Source organism: Cryobacterium sp. SO2, from assembly GCF_026151165.2.
Taxonomy (GTDB): Bacteria; Actinomycetota; Actinomycetes; order Actinomycetales; family Microbacteriaceae; genus Cryobacterium.
The window spans coordinates 2,980,795-3,001,140 of sequence record NZ_CP117849.1 but is presented as its reverse complement, the minus strand read 5'-3'; the positions used below and the strand labels follow the sequence as shown (position 1 = coordinate 3,001,140).

Annotated in this window: 18 protein-coding genes; 12 read left to right on the top strand and 6 right to left on the bottom strand. The window is 70.2% G+C overall.

The genetic code is table 11. The features are described from left to right. Nucleotides 1–50: 50 nt before the first annotated feature. Complete coding sequence (locus BJQ94_RS14075) at nt 51–1,523, bottom strand: PLP-dependent aminotransferase family protein (protein ID WP_265399039.1); 1,473 nt, start codon at nt 1,521–1,523, stop codon at nt 51–53. Nucleotides 1,524–1,691: 168 nt separating this feature from the next. Between BJQ94_RS14075 and BJQ94_RS14070 the strand changes: the two genes are divergently transcribed. Continuing rightward, on the top strand, nt 1,692–2,417 hold the full coding sequence (locus BJQ94_RS14070; protein WP_265399038.1) for a pyridoxamine 5'-phosphate oxidase family protein: 726 nt from the start codon (nt 1,692–1,694) through the stop codon (nt 2,415–2,417). A 230-nt stretch (nt 2,418–2,647) separates the two neighbouring features. On the opposite strand, the gene BJQ94_RS14065 is transcribed toward BJQ94_RS14070, so the two are convergent. Next, the gene (locus BJQ94_RS14065) at nt 2,648–3,061 is read right to left on the bottom strand and encodes a hypothetical protein (protein WP_265399037.1); all 414 of its coding nucleotides are present in this window, start codon (nt 3,059–3,061) and stop codon (nt 2,648–2,650) included. 274 nt (nt 3,062–3,335) lie between these two features. On the opposite strand from BJQ94_RS14065, the gene BJQ94_RS14060 reads away from it, so the two are divergent. The 9 genes from BJQ94_RS14060 (at nt 3,336) to arsM (ending at nt 14,841) form a co-directional block, all read left to right on the top strand. After that, a complete protein-coding gene (locus BJQ94_RS14060) occupies nt 3,336–4,370 on the top strand; it encodes a LacI family DNA-binding transcriptional regulator (RefSeq protein ID WP_275875502.1) in 1,035 nt (344 codons plus the stop codon). 381 nt (nt 4,371–4,751) lie between these two features. Continuing rightward, on the top strand, nt 4,752–5,921 hold the full coding sequence (locus BJQ94_RS14055) for a sugar ABC transporter substrate-binding protein (RefSeq protein WP_265398854.1): 1,170 nt from the start codon (nt 4,752–4,754) through the stop codon (nt 5,919–5,921). Continuing rightward, on the top strand, nt 5,921–7,519 hold the full coding sequence (locus BJQ94_RS14050; RefSeq protein WP_265398855.1) for a sugar ABC transporter ATP-binding protein: 1,599 nt from the start codon (nt 5,921–5,923) through the stop codon (nt 7,517–7,519). Before BJQ94_RS14055 ends, BJQ94_RS14050 begins: the two co-directional genes overlap by 1 nt. After that, the gene (locus tag BJQ94_RS14045; protein ID WP_265398856.1) at nt 7,516–8,565 is read left to right on the top strand and encodes an ABC transporter permease; all 1,050 of its coding nucleotides are present in this window, start codon (nt 7,516–7,518) and stop codon (nt 8,563–8,565) included. Before BJQ94_RS14050 ends, BJQ94_RS14045 begins: the two co-directional genes overlap by 4 nt. 151 nt (nt 8,566–8,716) lie before the next feature. Beyond that, nucleotides 8,717–9,802 (top strand): pyrimidine utilization protein A, encoded by a 1,086-nt coding sequence (gene rutA, locus BJQ94_RS14040; RefSeq protein WP_265398857.1) that lies wholly within the window; start codon nt 8,717–8,719, stop codon nt 9,800–9,802. A 177-nt stretch (nt 9,803–9,979) separates the two neighbouring features. Further along, nucleotides 9,980–11,644: an amidase gene (locus BJQ94_RS14035; protein ID WP_265398858.1), complete on the top strand. Its 1,665-nt coding sequence runs from the start codon at nt 9,980–9,982 to the stop codon at nt 11,642–11,644. After that, nucleotides 11,545–13,119, top strand: coding sequence for an MFS transporter (locus tag BJQ94_RS14030; RefSeq protein ID WP_265398859.1), 1,575 nt, complete (start codon nt 11,545–11,547; stop codon nt 13,117–13,119). The genes BJQ94_RS14035 and BJQ94_RS14030 overlap by 100 nt, the downstream gene beginning before the upstream one ends. Nucleotides 13,120–13,163: 44 nt before the next feature. Then, nucleotides 13,164–13,811, top strand: coding sequence for an isochorismatase family protein (locus BJQ94_RS14025; protein WP_265398860.1), 648 nt, complete (start codon nt 13,164–13,166; stop codon nt 13,809–13,811). Nucleotides 13,812–14,079: 268 nt separating this feature from the next. After that, entirely contained in the window at nt 14,080–14,841 is a 762-nt protein-coding gene (arsM, locus tag BJQ94_RS14020; protein WP_265398861.1) for an arsenite methyltransferase, read from the top strand. A 149-nt stretch (nt 14,842–14,990) separates the two neighbouring features. Here the strand turns inward: arsM and BJQ94_RS14015 are convergent, their stop codons facing one another. The 4 genes from BJQ94_RS14015 to BJQ94_RS14000 all read right to left on the bottom strand — a co-directional run bounded on the left by BJQ94_RS14015 (nt 14,991) and on the right by BJQ94_RS14000 (nt 18,364). Then, nucleotides 14,991–15,779, bottom strand: a complete 789-nt coding sequence (locus BJQ94_RS14015; RefSeq protein WP_265398862.1) for an alpha/beta fold hydrolase — start codon at nt 15,777–15,779, stop codon at nt 14,991–14,993. Nucleotides 15,780–15,863: 84 nt separating this feature from the next. Further along, complete coding sequence (locus BJQ94_RS14010) at nt 15,864–16,202, bottom strand: transcription initiation protein (RefSeq protein WP_265398863.1); 339 nt, start codon at nt 16,200–16,202, stop codon at nt 15,864–15,866. A gap of 32 nt (nt 16,203–16,234) precedes the next feature. After that, a complete protein-coding gene (locus BJQ94_RS14005; RefSeq protein WP_275875501.1) occupies nt 16,235–16,942 on the bottom strand; it encodes a hypothetical protein in 708 nt (235 codons plus the stop codon). A gap of 159 nt (nt 16,943–17,101) precedes the next feature. Beyond that, nucleotides 17,102–18,364 (bottom strand): nucleotide disphospho-sugar-binding domain-containing protein, encoded by a 1,263-nt coding sequence (locus BJQ94_RS14000; RefSeq protein ID WP_265398904.1) that lies wholly within the window; start codon nt 18,362–18,364, stop codon nt 17,102–17,104. 361 nt (nt 18,365–18,725) lie between these two features. Between BJQ94_RS14000 and BJQ94_RS13995 the strand changes: the two genes are divergently transcribed. Both BJQ94_RS13995 and BJQ94_RS13990 read left to right on the top strand, forming a co-directional pair. After that, the gene (locus tag BJQ94_RS13995) at nt 18,726–19,316 is read left to right on the top strand and encodes an NAD(P)H-dependent oxidoreductase (protein ID WP_265398905.1); all 591 of its coding nucleotides are present in this window, start codon (nt 18,726–18,728) and stop codon (nt 19,314–19,316) included. Beyond that, nucleotides 19,313–19,969 (top strand): flavin reductase family protein, encoded by a 657-nt coding sequence (locus BJQ94_RS13990; protein ID WP_265398906.1) that lies wholly within the window; start codon nt 19,313–19,315, stop codon nt 19,967–19,969. The genes BJQ94_RS13995 and BJQ94_RS13990 overlap by 4 nt, the downstream gene beginning before the upstream one ends. Nucleotides 19,970–20,346 lie beyond the last annotated feature (377 nt).

Sequence of the window (20,346 nt, the reverse complement as noted above, 5' to 3'; positions counted from 1 at the left end):
CGGGGTCTCGACAGGCTCGACCAGCGGCGTGGTGGTCCTGCGCCCGCAAATCAGTGTGTGCTCGGTGCCGCGAGCAGCTCGGCGAGCACCGCCAGCGCCCGCGCCAGCTCGAGGTCAGTGGGCGCCCCATAGCCGAGCACCAGCCCGTGCTGCCCCCGGTCCAGAACCGCGTAGTCGGCCAGCGACGCCACCCGCACCCCGCGCTCGGCGGCCTGCGCGACGAGAGCGGATGCATCCGCCCCGCCCGGCAGGTCAATGTGCACCACAACGTGCAGCCCGCCGTCGAGCCCCGCCAGCCGCACGCCGGGTAGCGCGCCGAGGGCGCCGATCACCAGGGCGCGGCGGTGGGCGTACTCGCGGCGCACCCGGGTGACGTTGCGGGCCAGGCCGCCACTCGCGAGGTAGTGCGCGAGGGCTGCCTGCTGCACGCCGGAGACGGTGGCGTCGAGGTCGTGCCGCACGGCGCGAAGCGCCTCGCCGAGGTCGCCGCTGGCGACGATGTAGCCGCAACGGATCCACGGGGTGACGGTCTTGGAGAAGCTGCCCACCAGCGCCACCCGCCCCGACCTGTCGAGGGTGGCCACGGCCGGCAACGGCATGGTCTCGAAACGGAACTCGCTGTCGTAGTCGTCCTCGATGACCACGGCATCCGCTGCCCGCGCCCAGCCGAGCAGGTCGAGCCGGCTCTGTACCGAGAGGCTGCTGCCGAGCGGATACTGGTGGCTCGGCGTGACCAGCACCGCGTGCGGCGCCGGTGTGAGCGCGGCGAGCTCGGCCAGGTCGATGCCGTCCGAGTCGGTACGCACCGGCAGGAGGAGCGCGCCGACCCGCCGCAGCACCCGGCGGGCGGTGGGGTAGCCGGGGTCCTCCACGGCGATGCGGGCGGAGTGCGTGCCGGCCTCGCTGCCGTCCGCTCCACCGGCGAGGGCCGCGACGGCCAGTCCGATAGTCGCCAGGGCGTCGCTGGTACCTGCCGTGACAATTACGTCGTCGGGGCGGCAGGCCAATCCCCGTGCGCGCCTCACGTGGTCGGCGATGGCGGTGCGCAGGTCGATCGTGCCGCTGGAGGGCGGCGAGTCGCTGCGCCCGGATGCGGCGACGGCGGCCCGCCAGGCCGCGGTCCAGGCCGGGTCGACGAGAGTGCGGGTCGACGGATGCCCCGGCGCCAGGTCGATCAGGGGCGGGGGAGTGACAGGGCGAGGTGGCCTGGCCGCTGCGGACGCGGCGCTGGTCGGGTTCCGGGCAGCCGGTGCGGGCACGGCATCGTGCCGCTCCACCATGACCCGGGTTGCCGAACCTGGCCGGGCCAGCAGGTAGCCCTCGCCGGCGAGCTGGTCGTAGGCGGCAACGACAGTGCCGCGGGACACCCGCACCGAGGTCGCGAGGGCGCGGGTGGACGGCAGGGCCTCGTCGTGCTGCAGGATACCGCCGAGGATCGCCCGGCGCAGGGCGGTCGCGAGCTGCGCCGCGAGAGGAAGCTCGGACGCGCGATCGAGCAGGATCGGCAGCTCGTGTGCGTTCATCGTGGTTCCTCGTTTCACGTTCTGTGTGGGGCGTGGGGCGTGCCGGGCGGAACGTGCCGAGCCGGGAGCCGCCGCCTGTCGCACCGGCGACGCCGAAACCAACCGGTCCAATCAAAGTTGCCAGAAGTGGCCCTGTCGCTGATCCAATCTGACACCGATCCTAGTAGCATGTCCCTCCCCACCCAGCCCCAGAATGATGTGGGCACCGACCTGCCCATCACCGCCCGCACCCGCATCACCCGGGCGCCCGAGCGCCAGCGCACCGACCGCGCCGAGCTGTACGGCATCCTGGACGACGCCCTCGTCGCCCACGTCGCGATCGTGCGCGACGGCCTGCCACTGGTGCTGCCGATGGGCTTCGGCCGCGGTGGCGACGCCATCTACCTGCACGGCTCCACCGGCAGCGGTATTTTCCGGGCGATGGCCTCCGGCACCCCGATCTCGGTCACGGTGACCCACCTGGATGGCCTCGTGTACGCGCGCTCGCTGTTCGACAGCTCGATGAACTACCGCAGCGCCGTCGTGTTCGGCGTGCCGACGGTGGTCGCCGCTGAAGACAAGGAGGAGGCCATGCGCGTCGTTTCCGACCACCTGATGCCGGGCCGCTGGGATGAGGTGCGTGGCATGACCAAGCGCGAGCTCGCCGCGACCCTCGTGCTGCGCCTGCCCCTCGACGAAGCCAGCGTGAAGGTGCGCGCCCACGGCGCCTCCGAGGCGGCGGATGACGGCGACGACCGCTCGATCTGGGCCGGGGTGCTGCCGCTGCGGCTGACCGCCCAGGCGCCGGAGACCTCCGCGCTCACCCCGCTCGGCACCCCGGTCTCCGCCGCGGCGCTCGCCTACGCGGCCCGCATCGCGCCCGCACGGTGTGAGTCGGGGAGCGCGGCCGGATGATCGTCGCCGCTTGCGCGGGCCTGGTCGCCCTGGCGGCTTTCGGCGTCGTGTGCACAGTCAAGGCCGTCGTGTCCGATGGCCACCGCCGCATCCCGCGCCGCTGAAGCGCAGCCGACCGCCTGCCGCGCGCTGAGGAGCGGACTTCGCACGGTGTGCGGGCTGCGGGAAGGTGCTTTGTGCGTAACTGAGTTGCGCACCGGCCTATGGCACGGCGTGGGGAGGCCGAGGGCTCAGCGGGTGAGCAGCTCCAGCGGCGCATCCGGCCGGAAGATGTAGACATCCACGTGCATATCGGCCGCCGCGGCGCTCGGCCAGGACGCCGGGGTGAAGAACCGGGCCAGGGGCTCGCTGATGCAGATCACCAGGCGGGGCCGGGTGGGCAAGACGCCCCGCAGCCAGACGAGCTTGAGCATGTCGGCGATGGCCTTGTTGCGGTGCGACGACTTGGGGGCGCCGGTATTGGCCACCAGCTGCACGAGCACGCTCGCGGCGGCGTCGATGCCCTCCACCTCTACGCGCAGGCCGCCGGGCACGGTGAGGGTGCGCGGTTCGAGGTCGACGCCGAGGCGCTCGCCGAGGGCGCGCAGCATGGCGTGCTCGGTCGACTCGGGCTGGATGCGCCCGGTGGCCCCGATGTGCGTCATGCCCGGCTCCTCTCGTCGCGATGGTGTCGATGGCTCAGTGTTCTCGACGGCTCAGTGTTCTCGATGGCGCGGTGCCCTCGATGGCTCAGTGTACGGCGCGCGGCGCACCGCCCGGCCTCGCCCGTGCAACTGTGCCCCGTGCGGACAATTGGTGCCGGCGCACCGGGCGCACTTGTCCGCTGCGGCAACAGTTGCGCACCGGGGCGGCGAAACCGGCCGGGACACCCGCCCGCGCATCGGCTCCCACGCCATCCGGTGACATAGTCTGAGACCCATGAGTGCAGGCCACGCGACAAGCTATGACGTGGCACGCGCGGCGGGCGTCTCCCAGTCCACGGTGTCCCGCGCCCTGCGCGACGACCCGCGGGTGTCGCTGGCCACGCGGGAACGCATCCGCCTGATCGCCACCACCATCAACTACTCGCCCAATCTCATGGCGCAGAGCCTGATCACCGGCGTCAGCCGCTCCATCGCGGTGCTCGTGGCCGACCTGCAGAACCCCGTCTACCCGCAGCTGGTCGACTCGGTGCAGACCACTCTCAACGAACGCGGCTACCGGATGCTGCTGCTCAGCGACCGCTCGGAGGGCGAGCGCGAACGCGACGTCGACGCTCTGCGCGGCGGGCTTGTGGCCGGTGCCATGTTCATGCAGGCCCGCGTGGGCTCGACCCTCGCCGAAGACCTCGTGGCCCGCGGCCTGCCGCTCGTGGTGATCGGCCGCGACGTCACCTCGCCCAACGCCGGCGCCATCGACAGGTTCGTGGCCGACGGCAGCCACGGCGGCGTCCTCATCGCCGACTACCTCTACGGGCTCGGCCACCGCCGCATCGCCATGGTCGGCGGCCCCGAGAACAACCCGAGCATCAACTTCCGGGAGGTCGCCTTCCGTGCCCGGCTCGACGAGCTGGGCATCCCGCTGCAGCCGCAGTTCGTGCGCCGCGGCCTCATCGAGCACGAGACCGGCCTCGCCATGGGCACCGAGCTGCTCTCCCCGGCCGAGCGCCCCAGCGTGGTCTACTGCGGCACCGACTACATCGCCTACGGCGTGATCGACGCGGCGAACCGCCTGGGCCTCTCCATCCCCGACGACGTGCAGGTGATCGGCTACGACGACCTGCGGATGTCCAGCTGGTCGATGTTCGACCTCACCACGGTGCGCCAGCCGCTGTTGGAGATCGCCACCGCGGGCACCCACCGGCTGCTCGACCGCATCGAGGGCCTCTTCGAAGAGGAGCCCGAACGCACGGTGTTCCCCGTGCACCTCGTGGAACGCGGCACCACCGGCCCCTGGCCCACCCCCGCCGCCTAACCCCGCACCAGACGTCGGCCCCGCCGCCCCCGGCGCATCCGTCGCGTGGCGCACAACTGTTGCCGAAGCGGACTTCTGCGCCCGGTGCGCCGGACGCAATTGTCCGGAAGGGGAACAGTTGGCGTGCTGAGGGCCGATACACCGGCGCTTTAACGCGGCCGTAACACTACCGACCAGAGACCGTTACCCTCGGCCCCCTTTTGTGCGTTTTCGCGTAATTTACCTCCGCTACATTCGAATGCATTCGGTATCCATTCGAATGCACAGCCTTCCGACCGGCGACACCCACCGTCAACAGGAACCCTGCTTTTCCAGTCCCGCACAGCCCTTCCCGCACTGCCCACAGCATCCTCAAGACGTGCCCGCACCTAGGAGAAACACATGCACACTCGTTCCCGGCAATTCCTCACCTGGACCGCACTGGGGGTGAGCGCAGCCCTCATGCTCACCGGCTGCGCCTCCACCACCGCCGCATCCACCACCACCGACTCCAGCGGCACAGCGGATGGCCTCGCCTACGCCACCGCGCAGATCGAGAAGTTCAGCGCCGACCCCGAGTTCACCTTCGACGCCGAACCGTTCGCCATGGCCGACATCGCCGGCAAGACCATCTTCAACATCCCCAACACCAGTGCCATCCCGTTCATCGTCACGGTGAGCGAGGAGACCCAGAAGGTGGCCGAGCGTTACGGCGCCACCTGGGTGGAGTACACCAACCAGGGCAGCCCCACCGAGCACACCGCCGGCATCGACCAGGCGATCAGCCAGAAGGCCGACGTCATCCTGCTCTCGCAGGGCATCAACGGCGAACTGCTGGTTCCCGCCCTCGAGCGGGCCAAGGCCGCCGGCATCCCCGTGGTCGTCACCCACACCATCCAGGACGGCGAGGCGATCCCCGACTCGATCAAGGACCTCATCGCCGGGCAGGTCACGGCCCCGTTCAACGAGTCCGGCCGGCTCAGCGCCGACTGGGCCATCCAGGAGACCGAGGGCAAGGGCAACATCCTCCTCGTCAACACCGCTGAGGTGCCCGTCGCCGGCGGCATCATCGACGCGATGAAGGACGAGATCGCCACCAACTGCCCCGAGTGCACCGTCAAGGAGGTCAACGTTCCGCTGGCCGACTGGGCGACCAAGATCTCCACCAGCGTGCAGTCCGAGATCCAGATCAACCCGGAACTCGACTACGTGCTGCCGGTCTTCGACTCGATGGCCCTGTTCGTTGAGGCCGGAGTCGTCGCCGCGGGCAAGGTAGGTCAGGTGAAGGCGGCGTCCTTCAACGGCACCCCCGCCGTGCTCAAGATCATGCAGGAGGGCGACGTGCTCGCCATGGACGTGGGCGAGTCGATGCCGTGGCTCGGCTGGGCCACCATGGACCAGGTCGGCCGCGTGCTGACCGGCACCCCGGTCGTCGAAGACGGCTTCGCGCAGACCCCGCTCAAGGTGTTCACCAAGGAGAACGTCGACGAGACCGGCACCCCGCCGGGCTCGACCGAAGGCTACGGCGACGCCTACGTCACCGGCTACGAAGCACTGTGGGGCCAGCCGTAGTGATTCCCTCCACGTCGACACCGTCAGAGCGCACCCCCGAGGCGCTCGCGCCCCTCCTCAAAATTGAGAACCTGTCGAAGACCTTCGGCGGCCTCACCGCGCTCTCTCACGTCGACCTCGACGTTTTCCCCGGGCAGATCCATGGTCTGCTCGGGGAGAACGGCTCGGGGAAGTCGACGCTGATCAAGATCCTCAGCGGCTTCTACACCCCGGATGCGGGTGCCAGCGCCTGGCTGCGCGGCACCCCGATCACCCTCCCGATCGCCCCCGGCTACTTCCGCACCCTCGGCATCAGCTTCGTGCACCAGGACCTCGGTCTGGTGCCCGAGCTCAGCGTCGTGGAGAACCTGCGGATCAGCAACATCGTCGCCGGCCGCGGCCCCCTGATCAACTGGAAGAAGGAACAGGCCAAAGCCGCGGAGACCTTCGCCCGGTTCGGCCTCAACATCGACCCGCGCGAAACCGTGGACAGGCTCGGCGACACCGACCGGGCCCTCATCGCCATCCTCCGCGCCGTCAGCGAGCTCGGCGACCACCGCTCACTGCTGGTGCTCGACGAACCCACCGTCTTCCTGCCCAAGGAAGACACCGACCTGCTCTTCCGGGTGGTGAAAGAACTCGTCGCCGACGGCGGAATGAGCGCCCTGCTCGTCTCCCACGACATGACCGAGGTGCTCGAACACACCGACCGGGTCACCGTGCTGCGAGCCGGCGAGGTACAGGCGCACCTCGACACCGCCGGCACCACCGACGAGCAGCTGGTGCAGCTCATCGTGGGCCGCACCCTGCGCCCGGCCAAACAGTCCGCCCCCAGCAGCACCGACACCCACCATGCCGGCGCCGTCGCCCGGGTCGACGACCTCGCCACCGGCCACGTCGACAAGCTCAGCTTCGACGTCGCGGCCGGCGAGATCGTGGGCCTCACCGGCCTGGCCGGCTCCGGCTTCGAAGACGCCCTCGCCGGCATCTACGGCGCCCAGGCCGCCACCGGCCAGCTCACCCTGCGCGGCACCCGCAGCGACCTGGCGGATGCGTCCCCGCGCGACTCCCTCAAGGCCGGCATCGTCTACGTGCCGGCCGACCGCAAGACCCAGGGCGGCGTTGGCGAACTCACGGTGGAACAGAACGTGACCCTGCCCGTGATCGGCAAGTTCCGCTCCTGGTTCGGCCTGAACGCCGCCGGCCTCAGCCGCCGCGCCGACGAGATCTCCGAGAGCTACGACATCCGTCCTCGCAACCCGCAGGCGCTGTTCAGCACCCTCAGCGGCGGCAACCAGCAGAAGGCCGTGCTCGGCAAGTGGCTTCAAGACGACCCGCAGCTGATCCTGCTGCAGGAACCCACCCAGGGTGTCGACATCGGCGCCCGCAGCATCATCTTCGAGCTGCTCCGCTCCACCGCCGCCGGTGGAGTGCCGATCATCTGCGCCTCCAGCGACTACGACCAGCTCGCCGCGGTCTGCGACCGCGTCATCGTGCTCGCCCACGGGCGCCCGCACGCCGAACTGACCGGCGACGACCTCACCCACGAATTGATTGCCGCATCCGTCATCACGAGCCTGACCGAGACCCCGGCCCTGCTGAAAGAGAGTGTTTCATGACCACCACGACAGCGCCCGCCAGCACCACGGCTGCCGCGCCCGGCACCCCGGCCGGCCCCGGCACCGCCCGCCCGGCCAAGCCCGCCCGCAACTTCTGGCTGCACACCGAGCGGTACGCCCTGCTGATCGCCTGGCTCGCGGTGATCGTGGTCTTCAGCCTCATGCTGCCGAACACCTTCTTCACCGTCGGCAACCTGCAGAACGTGCTCGGCTCCCAGGCCGTGCTGCTGATCCTCGCCCTCGGCCTGCTCTTCCCGCTCACCGCGGGGGAGTTCGACCTCTCGGTGGCGTCGACCCTGTCGATGTCGTCGATGACCGTGGCCGTGCTCAACGCCCAGTTCGGCGTGCCGCTGCTGCCCAGCCTGGCCGCCGCCTTGGCCGTGGGCCTCATCGTGGGCCTGATCAACGGGGTACTCGTGGTGGTGTTCAAGATCGACTCGTTCATCGTCACCCTCGGCTCGGCCACCGTGATGCTCGGCCTGGTGCAGTGGATGAGCAACTCCTCCTCGGTCACCGGCGTCGACTCCGCCCTGGTGCAGGCCACCGTCGGGTTCCGCGGCATCCTGGGCATGCCGCTGCAGTTCTTCTACGGCCTCATCGCCGCCGCGATCATCCTCGTCATCCTCACCTCCACCCCGATCGGCCGCCGGCTGCTCTTCGTGGGCCGCGGCCGCCAGGTCGCCGAGCTCAGCGGCCTGAACGTCAACCGGCTCCGGATCGGCGCGTTCATCGGCTCCGGCCTGGTCGCCAGCATCGCCGGCATCGTCTACGCCGGCAGCCTCGGCGGCGCCGACCCGTCCAGCGGCCAGTCCTTCCTGCTGCCGGCCTTCGCGGCCTGCTACCTCGGCGCCACGGCCATCGTGCCCGGCCGGTTCAACGCCGTTGGCACCTTCATCGCGGTCTTCTTCCTCTTCACCGGGGTCGTCGGCCTGCAGATGCTGGGCGCGCAGAGCTACGTGCAGCAGCTCTTCTACGGCGGCGCCCTGATCGTGGCCGTGGCCCTTTCCCAGGCCATCCGCCGGCAGTCCGCTAAGGCGCACAAATAGACCGAAAATCCTCAGACTGACTGACCAGAATGACCGGCACCATCCGCAGCACCCGCACCGCCCTCTAGACCCGCACGACCCACAGCACCCGCACCGCCCTCTAGACCCGCACGACCCACAGCACCCGCTCCCCGAAGAAAAGGATCCCCTCATGGACATCGGCGTATTCATCCCGATCGGCAACAACGGCTGGCTCATCTCCAACACCTCGCCGCAGTACAAGCCCAGCTATGACTTCAACCTCGAGATCGTGAAGAAGGCCGAGGACTACGGCTTCGAGTTCGCCCTCTCGATGATCAAGTTCCGCGGCTTCGGCGGCGACAGCGAGTTCTGGGACTACAACCTCGAGTCGTTCACCCTGATGGCCGGCCTCGCCGCTGCCACCGACAAGATCAAGCTCTACGCCTCCGCCGCCGTGCTGGCCCTGCCGCCCGCGGTCGCCGCACGGATGGCCACCACCGTCGACTCCATCTCGCACGGCCGCTTCGGTGTGAACCTGGTTTCCGGCTGGGCGAAGGACGAATATGCCCAGATGGGAATCTGGCCCGGCGACGTCCACTTCGAGCGCCGCTACCGTTACTCCGAGGAGTACGTGCGCGTGATGCAGGACCTCTGGACCACGGGCGTCAGCGACTTCAAGGGTGAGTTCTTCACCATGGAAGACTGCAAGATGCTGCCGATGCCCGAGAAGCACATCCCCGTGGTGTCGGCCGGCCAGAGCGCCGTGGGCATCGAGTTCGCCGCCAAGTACGCCGACTACAACTTCGTGATGGGCCTGGGCGTCAACACCCCCACCGCGCACGCCTCCGGTGTGACCGCGTTGGCCGTGGCCGCCGAGAAGACTGGCCGTGACGTGGGCGCCTACGTGCTGTTCATGATCATCTCCGGCGAGACCGACGAAGAGGCCCAGGCCCTCTGGCAGAACTACAACGACGGCATCGACCTCACGGCAATCGGCTGGATGATCGGCCAGGCCGCCAGCGACACCGGCGACGAGACCAGCACCGCCAAGACCATCGCCGCCCCGGAGGGCGCCGTCAATCTCAACATGGGCACCCTGGTGGGCTCGTACGAGACCGTCGCGCGCCTGCTCGACGAGGCCGCCGAGGTGCACGGCACCAAGGGAATCATGCTGGTCTTCGACGACTTCATCAAGGGCCTGGACGACTACGGCACCAAGATCCAGCCGCTGATGACCTCCCGCGCCGACGTGGTGGCCAACCTCTCGGTCTCCTAACCCGCATCCGCACCCCGCACCTCGCGGTGCCCGGCCCGCTCGAGCCCCTTCGGCTTCTCGAGCGGGCCGGCGCGCCCCGAGCGCTGCTCCCTGCCCCGGGCGATCACGCTCCCGGCCGCCGGCGACCGCCCTCCCGGCCGCGCAGGCCCGACCAGGCTTCACAGAACAGGCTTCGACATGACCCACGCAACGGGCACCATCCCGGGCAACGCCAATGACCAGGCCCGCCGCACCATCACCCCCCTGCTACAGGCCGGCCTGGAGGAGAGCCGCCGGCACCCCCTCCCCGCCTCGCCCTCGAGCGAGAAGAACGAACCCGGCCACGCCGACCTGCTCTTCCGGCAGCTGCTGGCCGCGGATGCCGCGCCCGGCCCGGTCGCATCCACCCGCGCCGCCGAGCCCGCGGGCACGGCTCCGTTCGCGGTCCCCACCGCCACGGTCACCGACCTGCTCGCCGCCTACGCCGCCGGCACCGTCACCCCCTCCGTGGTGGTGGCGCTGCTCGAGCCGCGCTGGAGCGCCGCCGGGCCCGCCCCCGCCGCGGTGCTCGCCGCTATTGCCGGCATCCACCAGGCCGCCGCCGACAGCGACGCCCGCTATCGTGCCGGCACCGCCCGTCCGCTGGAGGGCATCCCGTTCGCCGTCAAGGACATCATTGACGTGGCCGGCACCCCGGTGACCGCCGGGTCGAAGCAGACCGGCGACCGCATCGCGCCGGCCGACGCCACTGTTGTCAGCCGGCTGCGCGCGGCCGGGGCGATCCCGGTGTTCATGTCGGCCACGACCGAGTTCGCCTGCGGCGCCCCCGACAACGGCCGCTACGGCCCGGTGCCCAACCCCTGGGACGAGGAACGCTGGACCGGCGGCTCCTCCACCGGCTCGGCCGCCGCGCTGGCCGCCGGCCTGGTGCCGTTCGCGCTCGGCAGCGACACCGGCGGGTCCATCCGGGTGCCGTCCGCGCTCTGCGGCCTCACCGGCATCAAGCCCACCTACGGCCTCGTGCCCCGCACCGGGGTCGCGTCTCTTTCCTGGACCATGGACCACGTGGGCCCGATGGCCCGTTCGGCCGCCGACCTCGCCGTGCTGCTGCCGCTGATGGCCGGCCCCGACGGCCTCGACCCCACCGCCGGCGCCGCCGTGCCCGACCTCGCCGCCGACCCCGCGGGTGTTGCCGGGCTACGCATCGGCGTTCCCCGCGGCTGGTTCACCGAGCGCTGCGATGCCGCCGTGCTCGCCGCGTTCGAGGCCGCCCTCGAGGTGTTCGCCGGGCTCGGTGCCGAGCTCGTGCCCATCGAGTTCGACGGTCTCGAGGCTGTGCACGACGAGTCCTGGAACGTCTTCTACGGCGAACTCGCCTCCACCCAGGAGGCCAACAACGATCGCCGCGACCTCTTCGACGCCGGCACCAACGCCCGCCTGGACTGCGGTTTTGTACCGCTGGCCGTCGACTACCTGCGCGCGCTCCGCCGCCGGCCGCTCATGCAGCAGCACATCCTCGACCGGATGGATGAGGCCGGCGTGCACGTGCTGCTCACGCCCGGCATCGGCGCCACCGCCCCGCGGCTGGACGACCTCACCATGAGCGTCGACGGCGAGGTGTTCAACCTGCACGATGTCATCCCGCGCAACACCCGGCTCTGGGACTACACCGGCTTCCCGGCGCTGATGGCGCCGGCCGGGCTCGCCCCCGACGGCCTGCCGGTGGGCATCCAGCTCATCGCCCGGCCCTGGCAGGACCGCCTGTGCCTGGCCGCCGCGATCGGCTTCCAGGCCGTCACCGACCACCACCGGCGGCTGCCGGGCATCGCCACGACCTGGGCGCCCGAGCGCCCGGTGGCCTGATCGCGGCCCTGACAGCGGGGAATGACGCGCGCCGGGCCTGGCAGATCCTCTTTGCCACCAGCCTCAGCGTCGTCCTCGTCTTCATCAACTCCAGCGGCCTGTCCATCGCCCTGCCCAGCCTCACCCGCGACCTCGACGCCACGAGCACCCAGACCACCTGGGTACTCCTCGTCTATATGCTCGCCACCACCACGCTGATCCTGGTCTTCGGCCGGGTCGCCGACATCCTCGGCCGGCGCCGGCTCTACCTGGCCGGGATCGTCGTGTTCATGCTCGCCACCCTCGGCTGCGGCCTCGCCGCCGACCCCGGCTTCCTCATCGCCATGCGCCTGGTGCAGGGCGTGGGCGCCGCGGCGATCATCACCAACACCACCGCGCTACTCACGGATGTCTTCCCCGGCCACATCCTCTCCAGCGGTCTGGGCATCAACGCCACCGTCGCCGCCGTGGGGCAGGTGCTCGGCCCGCTGCTCGGCGGCGTGGTCACCGACGTCGTCGGCTGGCGCTGGATCTTCCTCGGCGGCCTGCCGATCAGCCTGATCGGGCTGGTCTTTTCGATGAGGCTGATCCCGCGGGCGGGCCCCCGGGTGCGGCACGAGAGCATGGACTACCTCGGCAGTGTGCTCTCGGTGCTCGGCATCGCGCTGCTCGTGATGGTGGTCTCCTTCGGCGGCGAGCTCGGCTGGAGCAGCCCGGGGATCCTCGCCATGGTGGCGGCGTCCATCGTGGTGTGGACCTGGTTCGTGCTGCTGCAGAAGCGCCGCGAGCATCCGCTGATCGACGTGAACCTGTTCAAGAGCCGCACCATCTCGTTCATCTACCTGGCCGCGTTCTTCAACGCGATCAGCAACTTCGCGATCGTGCTGCTCGCCTCGCTGTACCTGCAGGGGGTGCAGGGGCTCAGCGCCATCGACGCCGGGCTGATGATCCTGCCCGCCCCGGTGGGCACCATGCTCGCCGCCGGGTTCGCCGGCCGACTGGTGCGCACGGTGAATCCGCGCTGGCTCACCTCCGTCGGCATGCTGATGATCTGCGCCGGCGCGCTGCTGTTCGCCGGGACGCTCAGCGCGCACACCGCGTACCCGTTCATCGCCGCGGCGCTGTTCCTGGTGGGGCTCGGGGTGGGGCTGTTCATGACGCCGAACACCTCCGCGCTGATGTCGCGGGTGCCGGCCACCCGGCGCGGCATCGCCAACGCGATCCGGTCCACCCTGCAGAACGCCGGCTACCTGTTCAGCACCGCGATCGCGCTGGCCATCGCCACCGGCGGCCTGAGCGCGTCGGAGCGGCTCGCCGCCTACAACGGCACCCTGTTCGGCATGGACCCCTCCGGCCTGAACTCGTTCGTCAACGGGGTGCAGTGGGCGCTCGTGCTCTTCGCGGTGCTCGCGCTCATCGGCGGCATCCTCAGCGTGATCGGCCCGCGCCCCGGCCGCCCCCGAACCCTGCCTATCATCGTGATCACCGACCCGTGAGCCGCAACCCCGCCATCCGACCCACCCACACCCCAGGAGCAGCCATGAGCACCACCCCCGACACCTCGTCCACGGATGCCGCGGCCGACTATGCCGCCGCCGGCTACACGGGCGGCCTCGAACCCGGGGCCCGCCCGGCACTGATCATCGTCGACCCGGTCGTGGCCTACATCGACAAGACCTGCGGCCTCTACGCCGGCGTGGAGAAGCCTGCCGAGCAGATGAGGGTGCTCGCCGCCGCCGCCCGCGCCGCCGGGGTGCCGGTCTACATCACCACCGTGGTGCTCGCGCCCGACGGGTCCGATGCCGGTGTGTTCTTCCGCAAGGTGCCGGCCCTGGCCGCGTTCCTGCCCGGCAGCCCCTACAAGGAGTTCATCGACAGCCTCGCCCCGCTGCCCGGTGACACCCTCATCACCAAGCAGTACCCGAGCGCGTTCTTCGGCACCAGCCTCGCCGCGAACCTCGTGGCGCGGGGCATCGACACGGCCGTGATCGCCGGGCTGAGCACCAGCGGCTGCGTGCGCGCATCCGCCATCGACGCCATGCAGAACGGGTTCATCCCGATCATCGTGGAGGACGCCGTGGGCGACCGCCTGCCCGAGGTGCACGCCGCCAACATCTTCGACCTCGGCATGAAGACCGGCGAGATCTACTCCACCGCCCAGGTCCTCGCCTACTGGGAGTCCCTCTAGCCCCGCAGTCCCGGAGTCCCTCCTAGCCGCGGTCTGCGCGCGCCCGCCCGCCAACTGTTGCCGAAGCGGACATTTGCGCCCGGTGCGCCGGCAACATTTGTCCGGACGGGGAACAGTTGTGGGCGGCGGGCCCCGCGGCGACGCTGGGTCCCCCAGGGGCGAGGCAGCGGCGACGCAGCTCCGATGTGAGCCCATTGACGCCCGTCTATGTTACCGCCATACTTGCTACATCGACGCCCGTCGATATGTGCTGAAGGCAGGACCGCAGATGAGCGACAAGACCGCGACCGAGAAGTCGGCCATCACCGAGCAGGTGCGGGAGCGTTACGCCGCGCAGGCCCTGCAGATCACCGACGTGAGCGAGGGCTCCTGCTGCGGCACACCGCTGGAGACGAGCGGTGTGTTCGGCTCGGCGCTGTACACCGGGATGGAGCAGGCCGAGGTGCCCGACGCGGCGATGCTGGCCAGCATCGGCTGCGGCAACCCCACCGCGGTGGCCGACCTGCGTCCCGGCGAGACCGTGCTCGACCTCGGCTCCGGCGGCGGCATCGACGTGCTGCTCTCCGCCCGCCGGGTGGGCCCCACCGGCTTCGCCTACGGCCTGGACATGACCGACGAGATGCTCGCCCTCGCCCGCGCGAATGCCGCCACGGCCGGCGCCACGAACGTCGAGTTCCTCAAGGGTTTCATCGAAGAGATTCCGCTGCCGAATGCGACCGTGAACGTGATCATCTCCAACTGCGTGATCAACCTCTCGGCCGACAAGAACGCCGTGGTGCGCGAGATGTTCCGGGTGCTCACGCCGGGCGGCCGGCTCGGGCTCTCCGACGTCGTGGCAGAGAACCAGCTCAGCGAGAGTGAGCGCATCGAGCGCGGTTCCTTTGCGGGCTGCATCGCCGGGGCGCTGTCTGAGGAGGAGTACCGGGTGGCGCTGACCGCGGTGGGATTCACCGACGTGAGCGTGGAGTTCACCCACGAGGTGGCCCCGCAGATGCACGGCGCCATCGTCAAGGCGGTCAAGCCGAGTTAGCCGGCGCCGTGCGGTCCCGTCTGCAGGTCGTCTCGCGGGGTCTCGACGAGCTCGACCAGCGGGATGGTGGTGACGTGCGCGTGTGTCGTGCCTGGTCGTTGGTCGAGCTTGTCGAGACCTGGTGAGGTGCGCGTGTGTCGCGCCCGGGCTCAGTCGGAGCCGGGCAGGCCCAGGAACTCGATCGCGGCATCCCGGAAGGCCCGGGAGGTGGGCGCGTTGAAGTGGTTGCGACCAGGGATCTCGAAGAACGACGCGTGCGGGGTGGCCTCGGCCAGGGCCCGGGACGCCTCGAGGATGCGGTCCTCGCTGCCGGTGGCGAAGAGCACCCGCTGCTCGGGCGCGTTCGCGGCGTGCGGCTGTGGGCCGTCGCGCATCCCCTCGACGAGGGCGATCAGCGCCTCGAGGTCGTTGTCGCGGATGGCGCCGGCCATTTTCAGATACGCGGCGGTGAGCGCATCCGTCACCGGCGTGCCGCTCTGCACGAAAGCGCGTGCCTCGTCGACCCGGAACCGGGTGAGCGGGTCGCCGTCGGGGATGCCGCCGAAGACGGCCCGGTTGATGCGGGTGGGCATGAACCGGGCGGCGTGCCAGCCGACCCGGGCGCCGAGGGAGTAGCCCACGTAGTCGACCTCGTCGAGCATGAAGGTGTCGAGCACGGTGAGCACGTCGGTGACGAGCAGGTCCATCGAATAGCCGTCGGCGGAGTGCGGCTTGTCGCTCTGGCCGTGGCCGCGCTGGTCGATCGCGATCACGTGGTAGCCCTCGCGCACCAGGTCGCGGATCCAACCGGTGGCGTGAAAATTGGCCAGCGCGCTTGACGCGAAACCGTGCACCGCGAGCACGGTGGGCGCATCGGGGTCGCCGAACTCGTAGGTGGCGATCTGCACGTTGTCGGGGGCGATGACGGTGCGAGCGGGCGGGGCTGGGGGAGTATGCATCGGTTCTATTCGACCACACGAGCGGATGATACGTCGCCCGGCCCACGCGAGCCCCCGCGCTTCCGCGTCGACGGCGATACCCGCCTAACTGCCCGGGTCATAGTGGAACTCGCGGAGCTCCTGCGCACACCGGCAGGCCACCGCGATCTTCCGCGCCCACTCAACCGCGTCCGCGCGCGTCGGCAGCTCCAGCACGGTGAACCCGCCCGTGAGCTCGGAGCCCGGGTAGATCTCCGTGCCCACCGACCCGTCGGCGGACACCAGCACGGGAGCAGCGCCTTCGTTGATGCCGCCGCCGAAGACGTAGACGCCGGCGGCCTTCGCCTCCTCGATCACAGCGCGCGATTCGGCCTCGACGATCGGGAATTCCTCGTCGCTGACGACCAGCGCTTCGGCCGGGAAGGTGATCAGATACTTGGTCATGACCCGATGCTGCCCGCGTGTGGGCCGAAAGGCTAGAGCGTGTCGACGAACATCTGCGTCGCGGACGGCACGTAGGACTCGTTCGTGGCCGGGTCCCAGCCGACGAGCGCGACCACGTTGCCGCCGACGCGGACCGTCATCCCGACGAGGGTGAAGGCGGAACCGCCGACATCGCCGGTGACCCGGAACGCGACGGACTCGTCGGCGCCGGTGAGCTCGACATCGAACGGTTCGACCTTCGTCTGCACGGGCTGGCCCTGCATCACGAACAGGTCGGTGCCGGTGGCGCAGCGCGCGAGCGCATCCGCCGAGTCGGCCACGAGCGCAGAGGCGACATCGCCGTCGCCGGCACTGGCCACGACCGCCGTCATCGAGCGGTCGCCGCTCGTGCCGAACTGCACGGTGCCGTCACTCACGGTCTGGTCCCAGCCCGCTCCGAACGGGGTGAGGCAGGTGTCGTCGGATGTCGTCAGGCCGGGGTAGATCGAGTTCAGCATGGCGCTGGTGTCGTCGAACTCGTCGGGAACGAACTGCAGGTCCGTGAAGACGCCGGCGAGATCCGCATCGGTGAGGGTGGGGAAGGACTCGGCGGTGGCGTCGGGGGTGGGCGTGGCCGAGGTGGCGGCCGGGGCGGATGCCGTGGGCGCCGCATCCGTTTGTGCCGCGTCACCGCCGGCACAACCGACGAGCGCCAGCACCAGCACCCCCGCGAACCCGAACCCCAGAGTCTTCACCGACATGTTATTTCCCCCCCCCCCGTGTCTGCCCGCCGCGTGGCGCGGTAGGCGAATGGCGAGGCTAGCAGATTGGGTTTTCGGGGCCGGGGCCGGGGCGTGCTGGCGGCGGGTCGGGCTGGGCTGGGCTGGGCGCGGCTGGGGCCGGGCCTGGGCCGCGCTACGTTAGGCGCCGACGTCGGCGAGTGCCTCCTCGACGAGGTCGATCGCCCGGCCCGTGCCGCCGAGCCCATCGAGCTCCGCGGCCACCGCGCGGGCCCGGTCGCGAAAGCCCGGGTCGGCCACGACCCGCGCGTATGCCGTGGCGACCGCCCGCGCGGACGGCCGCCCGGTGCGCATGTTCACGCCGGCGCCGCTGTAGCCCACCCGCGCGGCCACCTCGGGCTTGTCGCGGTCGCCGCCGGCCACGATCATCGGCACCCCGGCCGCCAGCGTTTCGACGGTGCCGCCCCAGCCGCCGTTGCTGATCACCAGGCTGGCCCGGCCCAGCGCCCTATCGAACGGCACGAAGTCGGCCACGAACGCATTCTCCGGCGCCGGGAACGGCAGCGGCACCCCACCGGTGGTGGCCAGCACGGTCACATCCACGTCGGCCAGCGCCTCCAGCGCCGGCCGCAGCAGCTGCCGGGCATCGATGTTCAGGGTGCCCTGGGTGACCAGCACCACCGGCCGGTCGCCGAGCTGTGCCCACCAGTCGGGCAGCGGATGTTCGCCGCCCACCGTGGGCAACCGGCCCACGAACCGTACGGTGTCGGGTAAGTCGGTGCGGGAGAAGTCCAGCAGTGCGCATCCGCTGGCCAGGTTGAGGCGCGGCGAATACAACACCCGGTTGATCGGGGTGGTGCTGGGCGGCAGGCCCAGCCCGTCGCGTTGCTCGGTGAGCAGCCGGCCGATGCGGCGGGAGAACAGGGCGAACACGCTCCGCAGGGCCGCGTCACGCACCCGGCCGCCGCGGCCACGCCCCGGGCTCAGGCCCACGCCGGGCATCGGCAGGGTGGGGGTCGGGTAGCTCAGCGGCACAAACGACACGGTGACCCACGGCACGTCGAGCAGCTCGGCGGCCGGCCCGGTGCCGAACGTCAACACGTCGCCGAGCAGCAGGTCGATGGGATGCCGCCGGTGCAGGTGCACCAGGTCGCGGGCCTGGCCGCCCAGGGTGCGCACGAAGACCTGCTCGATGTCTGCCCGCACGGCCAGTCGCCCGGGCCGATCGGTGCCGGGGAACGTGGCGGGCAGGTTGTGCTCGTCGAAGTCGGGGGCGGCCTGCCAGGTGTGCACGGCGGCGCCGAGAGCCTCGAACCGGCCGCGGTAGTGCGCCCCGGTGTACACGGTGACGGAGTGGCCGCGCGCCACCAGTTCGGCGACGAGCCCCGTCGCGGGCGCCACGTGGCCGGCGAACGGCATGACCGAGAGCACGATGTGCGCCATGCGAATATGGTCGCGCCGGTTCTGGGCCGGCGCAAGGGCCGATGGCCCGGCGGATGCCCGCATCCGCCGCCCAGCAGCACCCATTGCCCACCCGTTTTGGAACAACCGAGGTGGCGAAACACAGTTGTAATAACCGGGACACGCAGCCGCAACGGGGGATGCGCAGACTATGAGTGCGACGTAAGCCGTTGCTCACCATCTGAGACACCAATCCTCAGTGGCTCACTCATCGAGTTTGATGACGAAGCTATGCATGTCCGTGCCGACAGGTGTGCGATTCCACGCACGCATCCAGGCGCTCACGATTGGTAGTTCGTCCTCGAATTCGTGACCTGATCCAGTGGTTCGATGGAGGAACACGATGCTGAAAATTACAATTCTGGTGGGCAACCCCAAGCCCCAGAGCCGCACCCTCAAGCTTGCGGAAACGCTGGTCGACGAGCTTCTCGTCGCCGGCACCTATGACCTGCGGGTCATCGACCTGGCCGTTCACTCGAGCCACATCTTCGAGTGGCCCTCCCCGGAGATGGCCGAACTCAACCAGGCCGTCGCCGACAGCGACCTGCTCGTCGTCGCCAGCCCCACCTACAAGGCCACCTACACCGGCCTGCTCAAGGGCTTCCTCGACCGTTATGCGGCGAACGGCCTGCGCGGCGTCACCGCCATCCCGGTGATGACCGGCGCCGACCTCAGCCACTCGATGGGCGTCGACGTGAACCTGCGTCCGCTGCTCGTCGAGCTCGGTGCGAGCGTGCCCACCAAGGGCCTCTACTTCGTCACCGGCCAGATGGAGAAGATGGAGGAGATCGTCGCCGCCTGGGCATCCGAGAACCTCGCCGTGCTGCGCCTGTTGCAACCGTTGACGATGGGCATGTTGGGCAAGAACCCCGAGTCGGATGTGCAGACCGCGTCCGACGCATCCGCCACCGTCTCGAACGGAGCCGGCGCATGAGCCCCCGCGACCTGACCGGAGCCCCGGTGGACCTCGACCTCGACGCGGCGGCGCCCGTGGACCCGCAGTCGACCGTAGACGCTGACCGGGACCTCGACCTGGACCTGGACCTCGTCACGGCGCTGGCGCCCACCGACACGCACGGCCTCGAAACCATCAGCAGCGACCCGAGCGACATCCGCTCGGCGTTCGGTAAGTTCCCCTCCGGTGTCGCCGCACTCTGCGCCGAGATCGACGGGGTGCCCACCGGCCTGGTGGCGTCGTCGTTCTCCGTTGGTGTGTCGTACGAGCCGCCGCTGGTGCTGTTCTCGGTGCAGAACAGCTCCACGACCTGGCCGGTGCTGCGCCAGGGCGGACGCATCGGCGTCTCGATCCTCGGCAGCGACCACGCCCGCGAGTGCTACCAGCTGGCCTCCCGCAAGGGCGACCGGTTCGCCGGCCTCGACACCCGCACCACCGAGCTGGGCGCGCTGTTCATCGAGGGCTCCTCGCTCTGGCTCGACTGCGAGATCTACTCGGAGACCCCGGCCGGCGACCACACGATCGTGCTGCTCGAGGTGAAGTCGCTTAAGGTGAGCGACGACCGCGACCCGCTGATCTACCACTCGGCCGCGTTCCGCAGCCTGCTCCCCGCCGAGCCCAAGGCCGCGTAACCACTCGCGGTTCGGCCCCTCAAACGGCCGGCGTGGCACCTCACACCTTCGTGTCGCGCCGGTTCCCCCGTCGGCGAGGCACTGGGGTGTCGCGCCGGTTCTGCTCTGCCGGCGAGATGCCTCGGCGTCGAGCTGGTTCCCCCTTATAGGCAAGGCCCTGCGGTGTCTTTATAGGTGAGGCGCTTCGGAGTCGCGCCGGTTCCCCTTTACCGGCCAGATGCCTCGGTGTCGCGCCGGTTCCCCTTTTCGCGCCGGTGTCGTGCCAGCGCCGCGCCAGCGTTGCCGCGGTTTCAGCACCGGCGCGGATGCCCGCGGTCGCGCATCCGGTTATCGTCACTGTCAGTCCGCACTCGCGTCGCCCGCCACGGCCCTTCCGC

Excerpts from the sequence above, each read along its gene's own strand:
- BJQ94_RS14075 (WP_265399039.1), bottom strand. The coding sequence starts at position 1,523 with ATGAACGCACACGAGCTGCCGATCCTGCTCGATCGCGCGTCCGAGCTT.
- BJQ94_RS14070 (WP_265399038.1), top strand. The coding sequence starts at position 1,692 with ATGTCCCTCCCCACCCAGCCCCAGAATGATGTGGGCACCGACCTGCCC.
- BJQ94_RS14065 (WP_265399037.1), bottom strand. The coding sequence starts at position 3,061 with ATGACGCACATCGGGGCCACCGGGCGCATCCAGCCCGAGTCGACCGAG.
- BJQ94_RS14060 (WP_275875502.1), top strand. The coding sequence starts at position 3,336 with ATGAGTGCAGGCCACGCGACAAGCTATGACGTGGCACGCGCGGCGGGC.
- BJQ94_RS14055 (WP_265398854.1), top strand. The coding sequence starts at position 4,752 with ATGCACACTCGTTCCCGGCAATTCCTCACCTGGACCGCACTGGGGGTG.
- BJQ94_RS14045 (WP_265398856.1), top strand. The coding sequence starts at position 7,516 with ATGACCACCACGACAGCGCCCGCCAGCACCACGGCTGCCGCGCCCGGC.
- rutA (WP_265398857.1), top strand. The coding sequence starts at position 8,717 with ATGGACATCGGCGTATTCATCCCGATCGGCAACAACGGCTGGCTCATC.
- BJQ94_RS14035 (WP_265398858.1), top strand. The coding sequence starts at position 9,980 with ATGACCCACGCAACGGGCACCATCCCGGGCAACGCCAATGACCAGGCC.
- BJQ94_RS14025 (WP_265398860.1), top strand. The coding sequence starts at position 13,164 with ATGAGCACCACCCCCGACACCTCGTCCACGGATGCCGCGGCCGACTAT.
- arsM (WP_265398861.1), top strand. The coding sequence starts at position 14,080 with ATGAGCGACAAGACCGCGACCGAGAAGTCGGCCATCACCGAGCAGGTG.
- BJQ94_RS14015 (WP_265398862.1), bottom strand. The coding sequence starts at position 15,779 with ATGCATACTCCCCCAGCCCCGCCCGCTCGCACCGTCATCGCCCCCGAC.
- BJQ94_RS14010 (WP_265398863.1), bottom strand. The coding sequence starts at position 16,202 with ATGACCAAGTATCTGATCACCTTCCCGGCCGAAGCGCTGGTCGTCAGC.
- BJQ94_RS14005 (WP_275875501.1), bottom strand. The coding sequence starts at position 16,942 with ATGTCGGTGAAGACTCTGGGGTTCGGGTTCGCGGGGGTGCTGGTGCTG.
- BJQ94_RS14000 (WP_265398904.1), bottom strand. The coding sequence starts at position 18,364 with ATGGCGCACATCGTGCTCTCGGTCATGCCGTTCGCCGGCCACGTGGCG.
- BJQ94_RS13995 (WP_265398905.1), top strand. The coding sequence starts at position 18,726 with ATGCTGAAAATTACAATTCTGGTGGGCAACCCCAAGCCCCAGAGCCGC.
- BJQ94_RS13990 (WP_265398906.1), top strand. The coding sequence starts at position 19,313 with ATGAGCCCCCGCGACCTGACCGGAGCCCCGGTGGACCTCGACCTCGAC.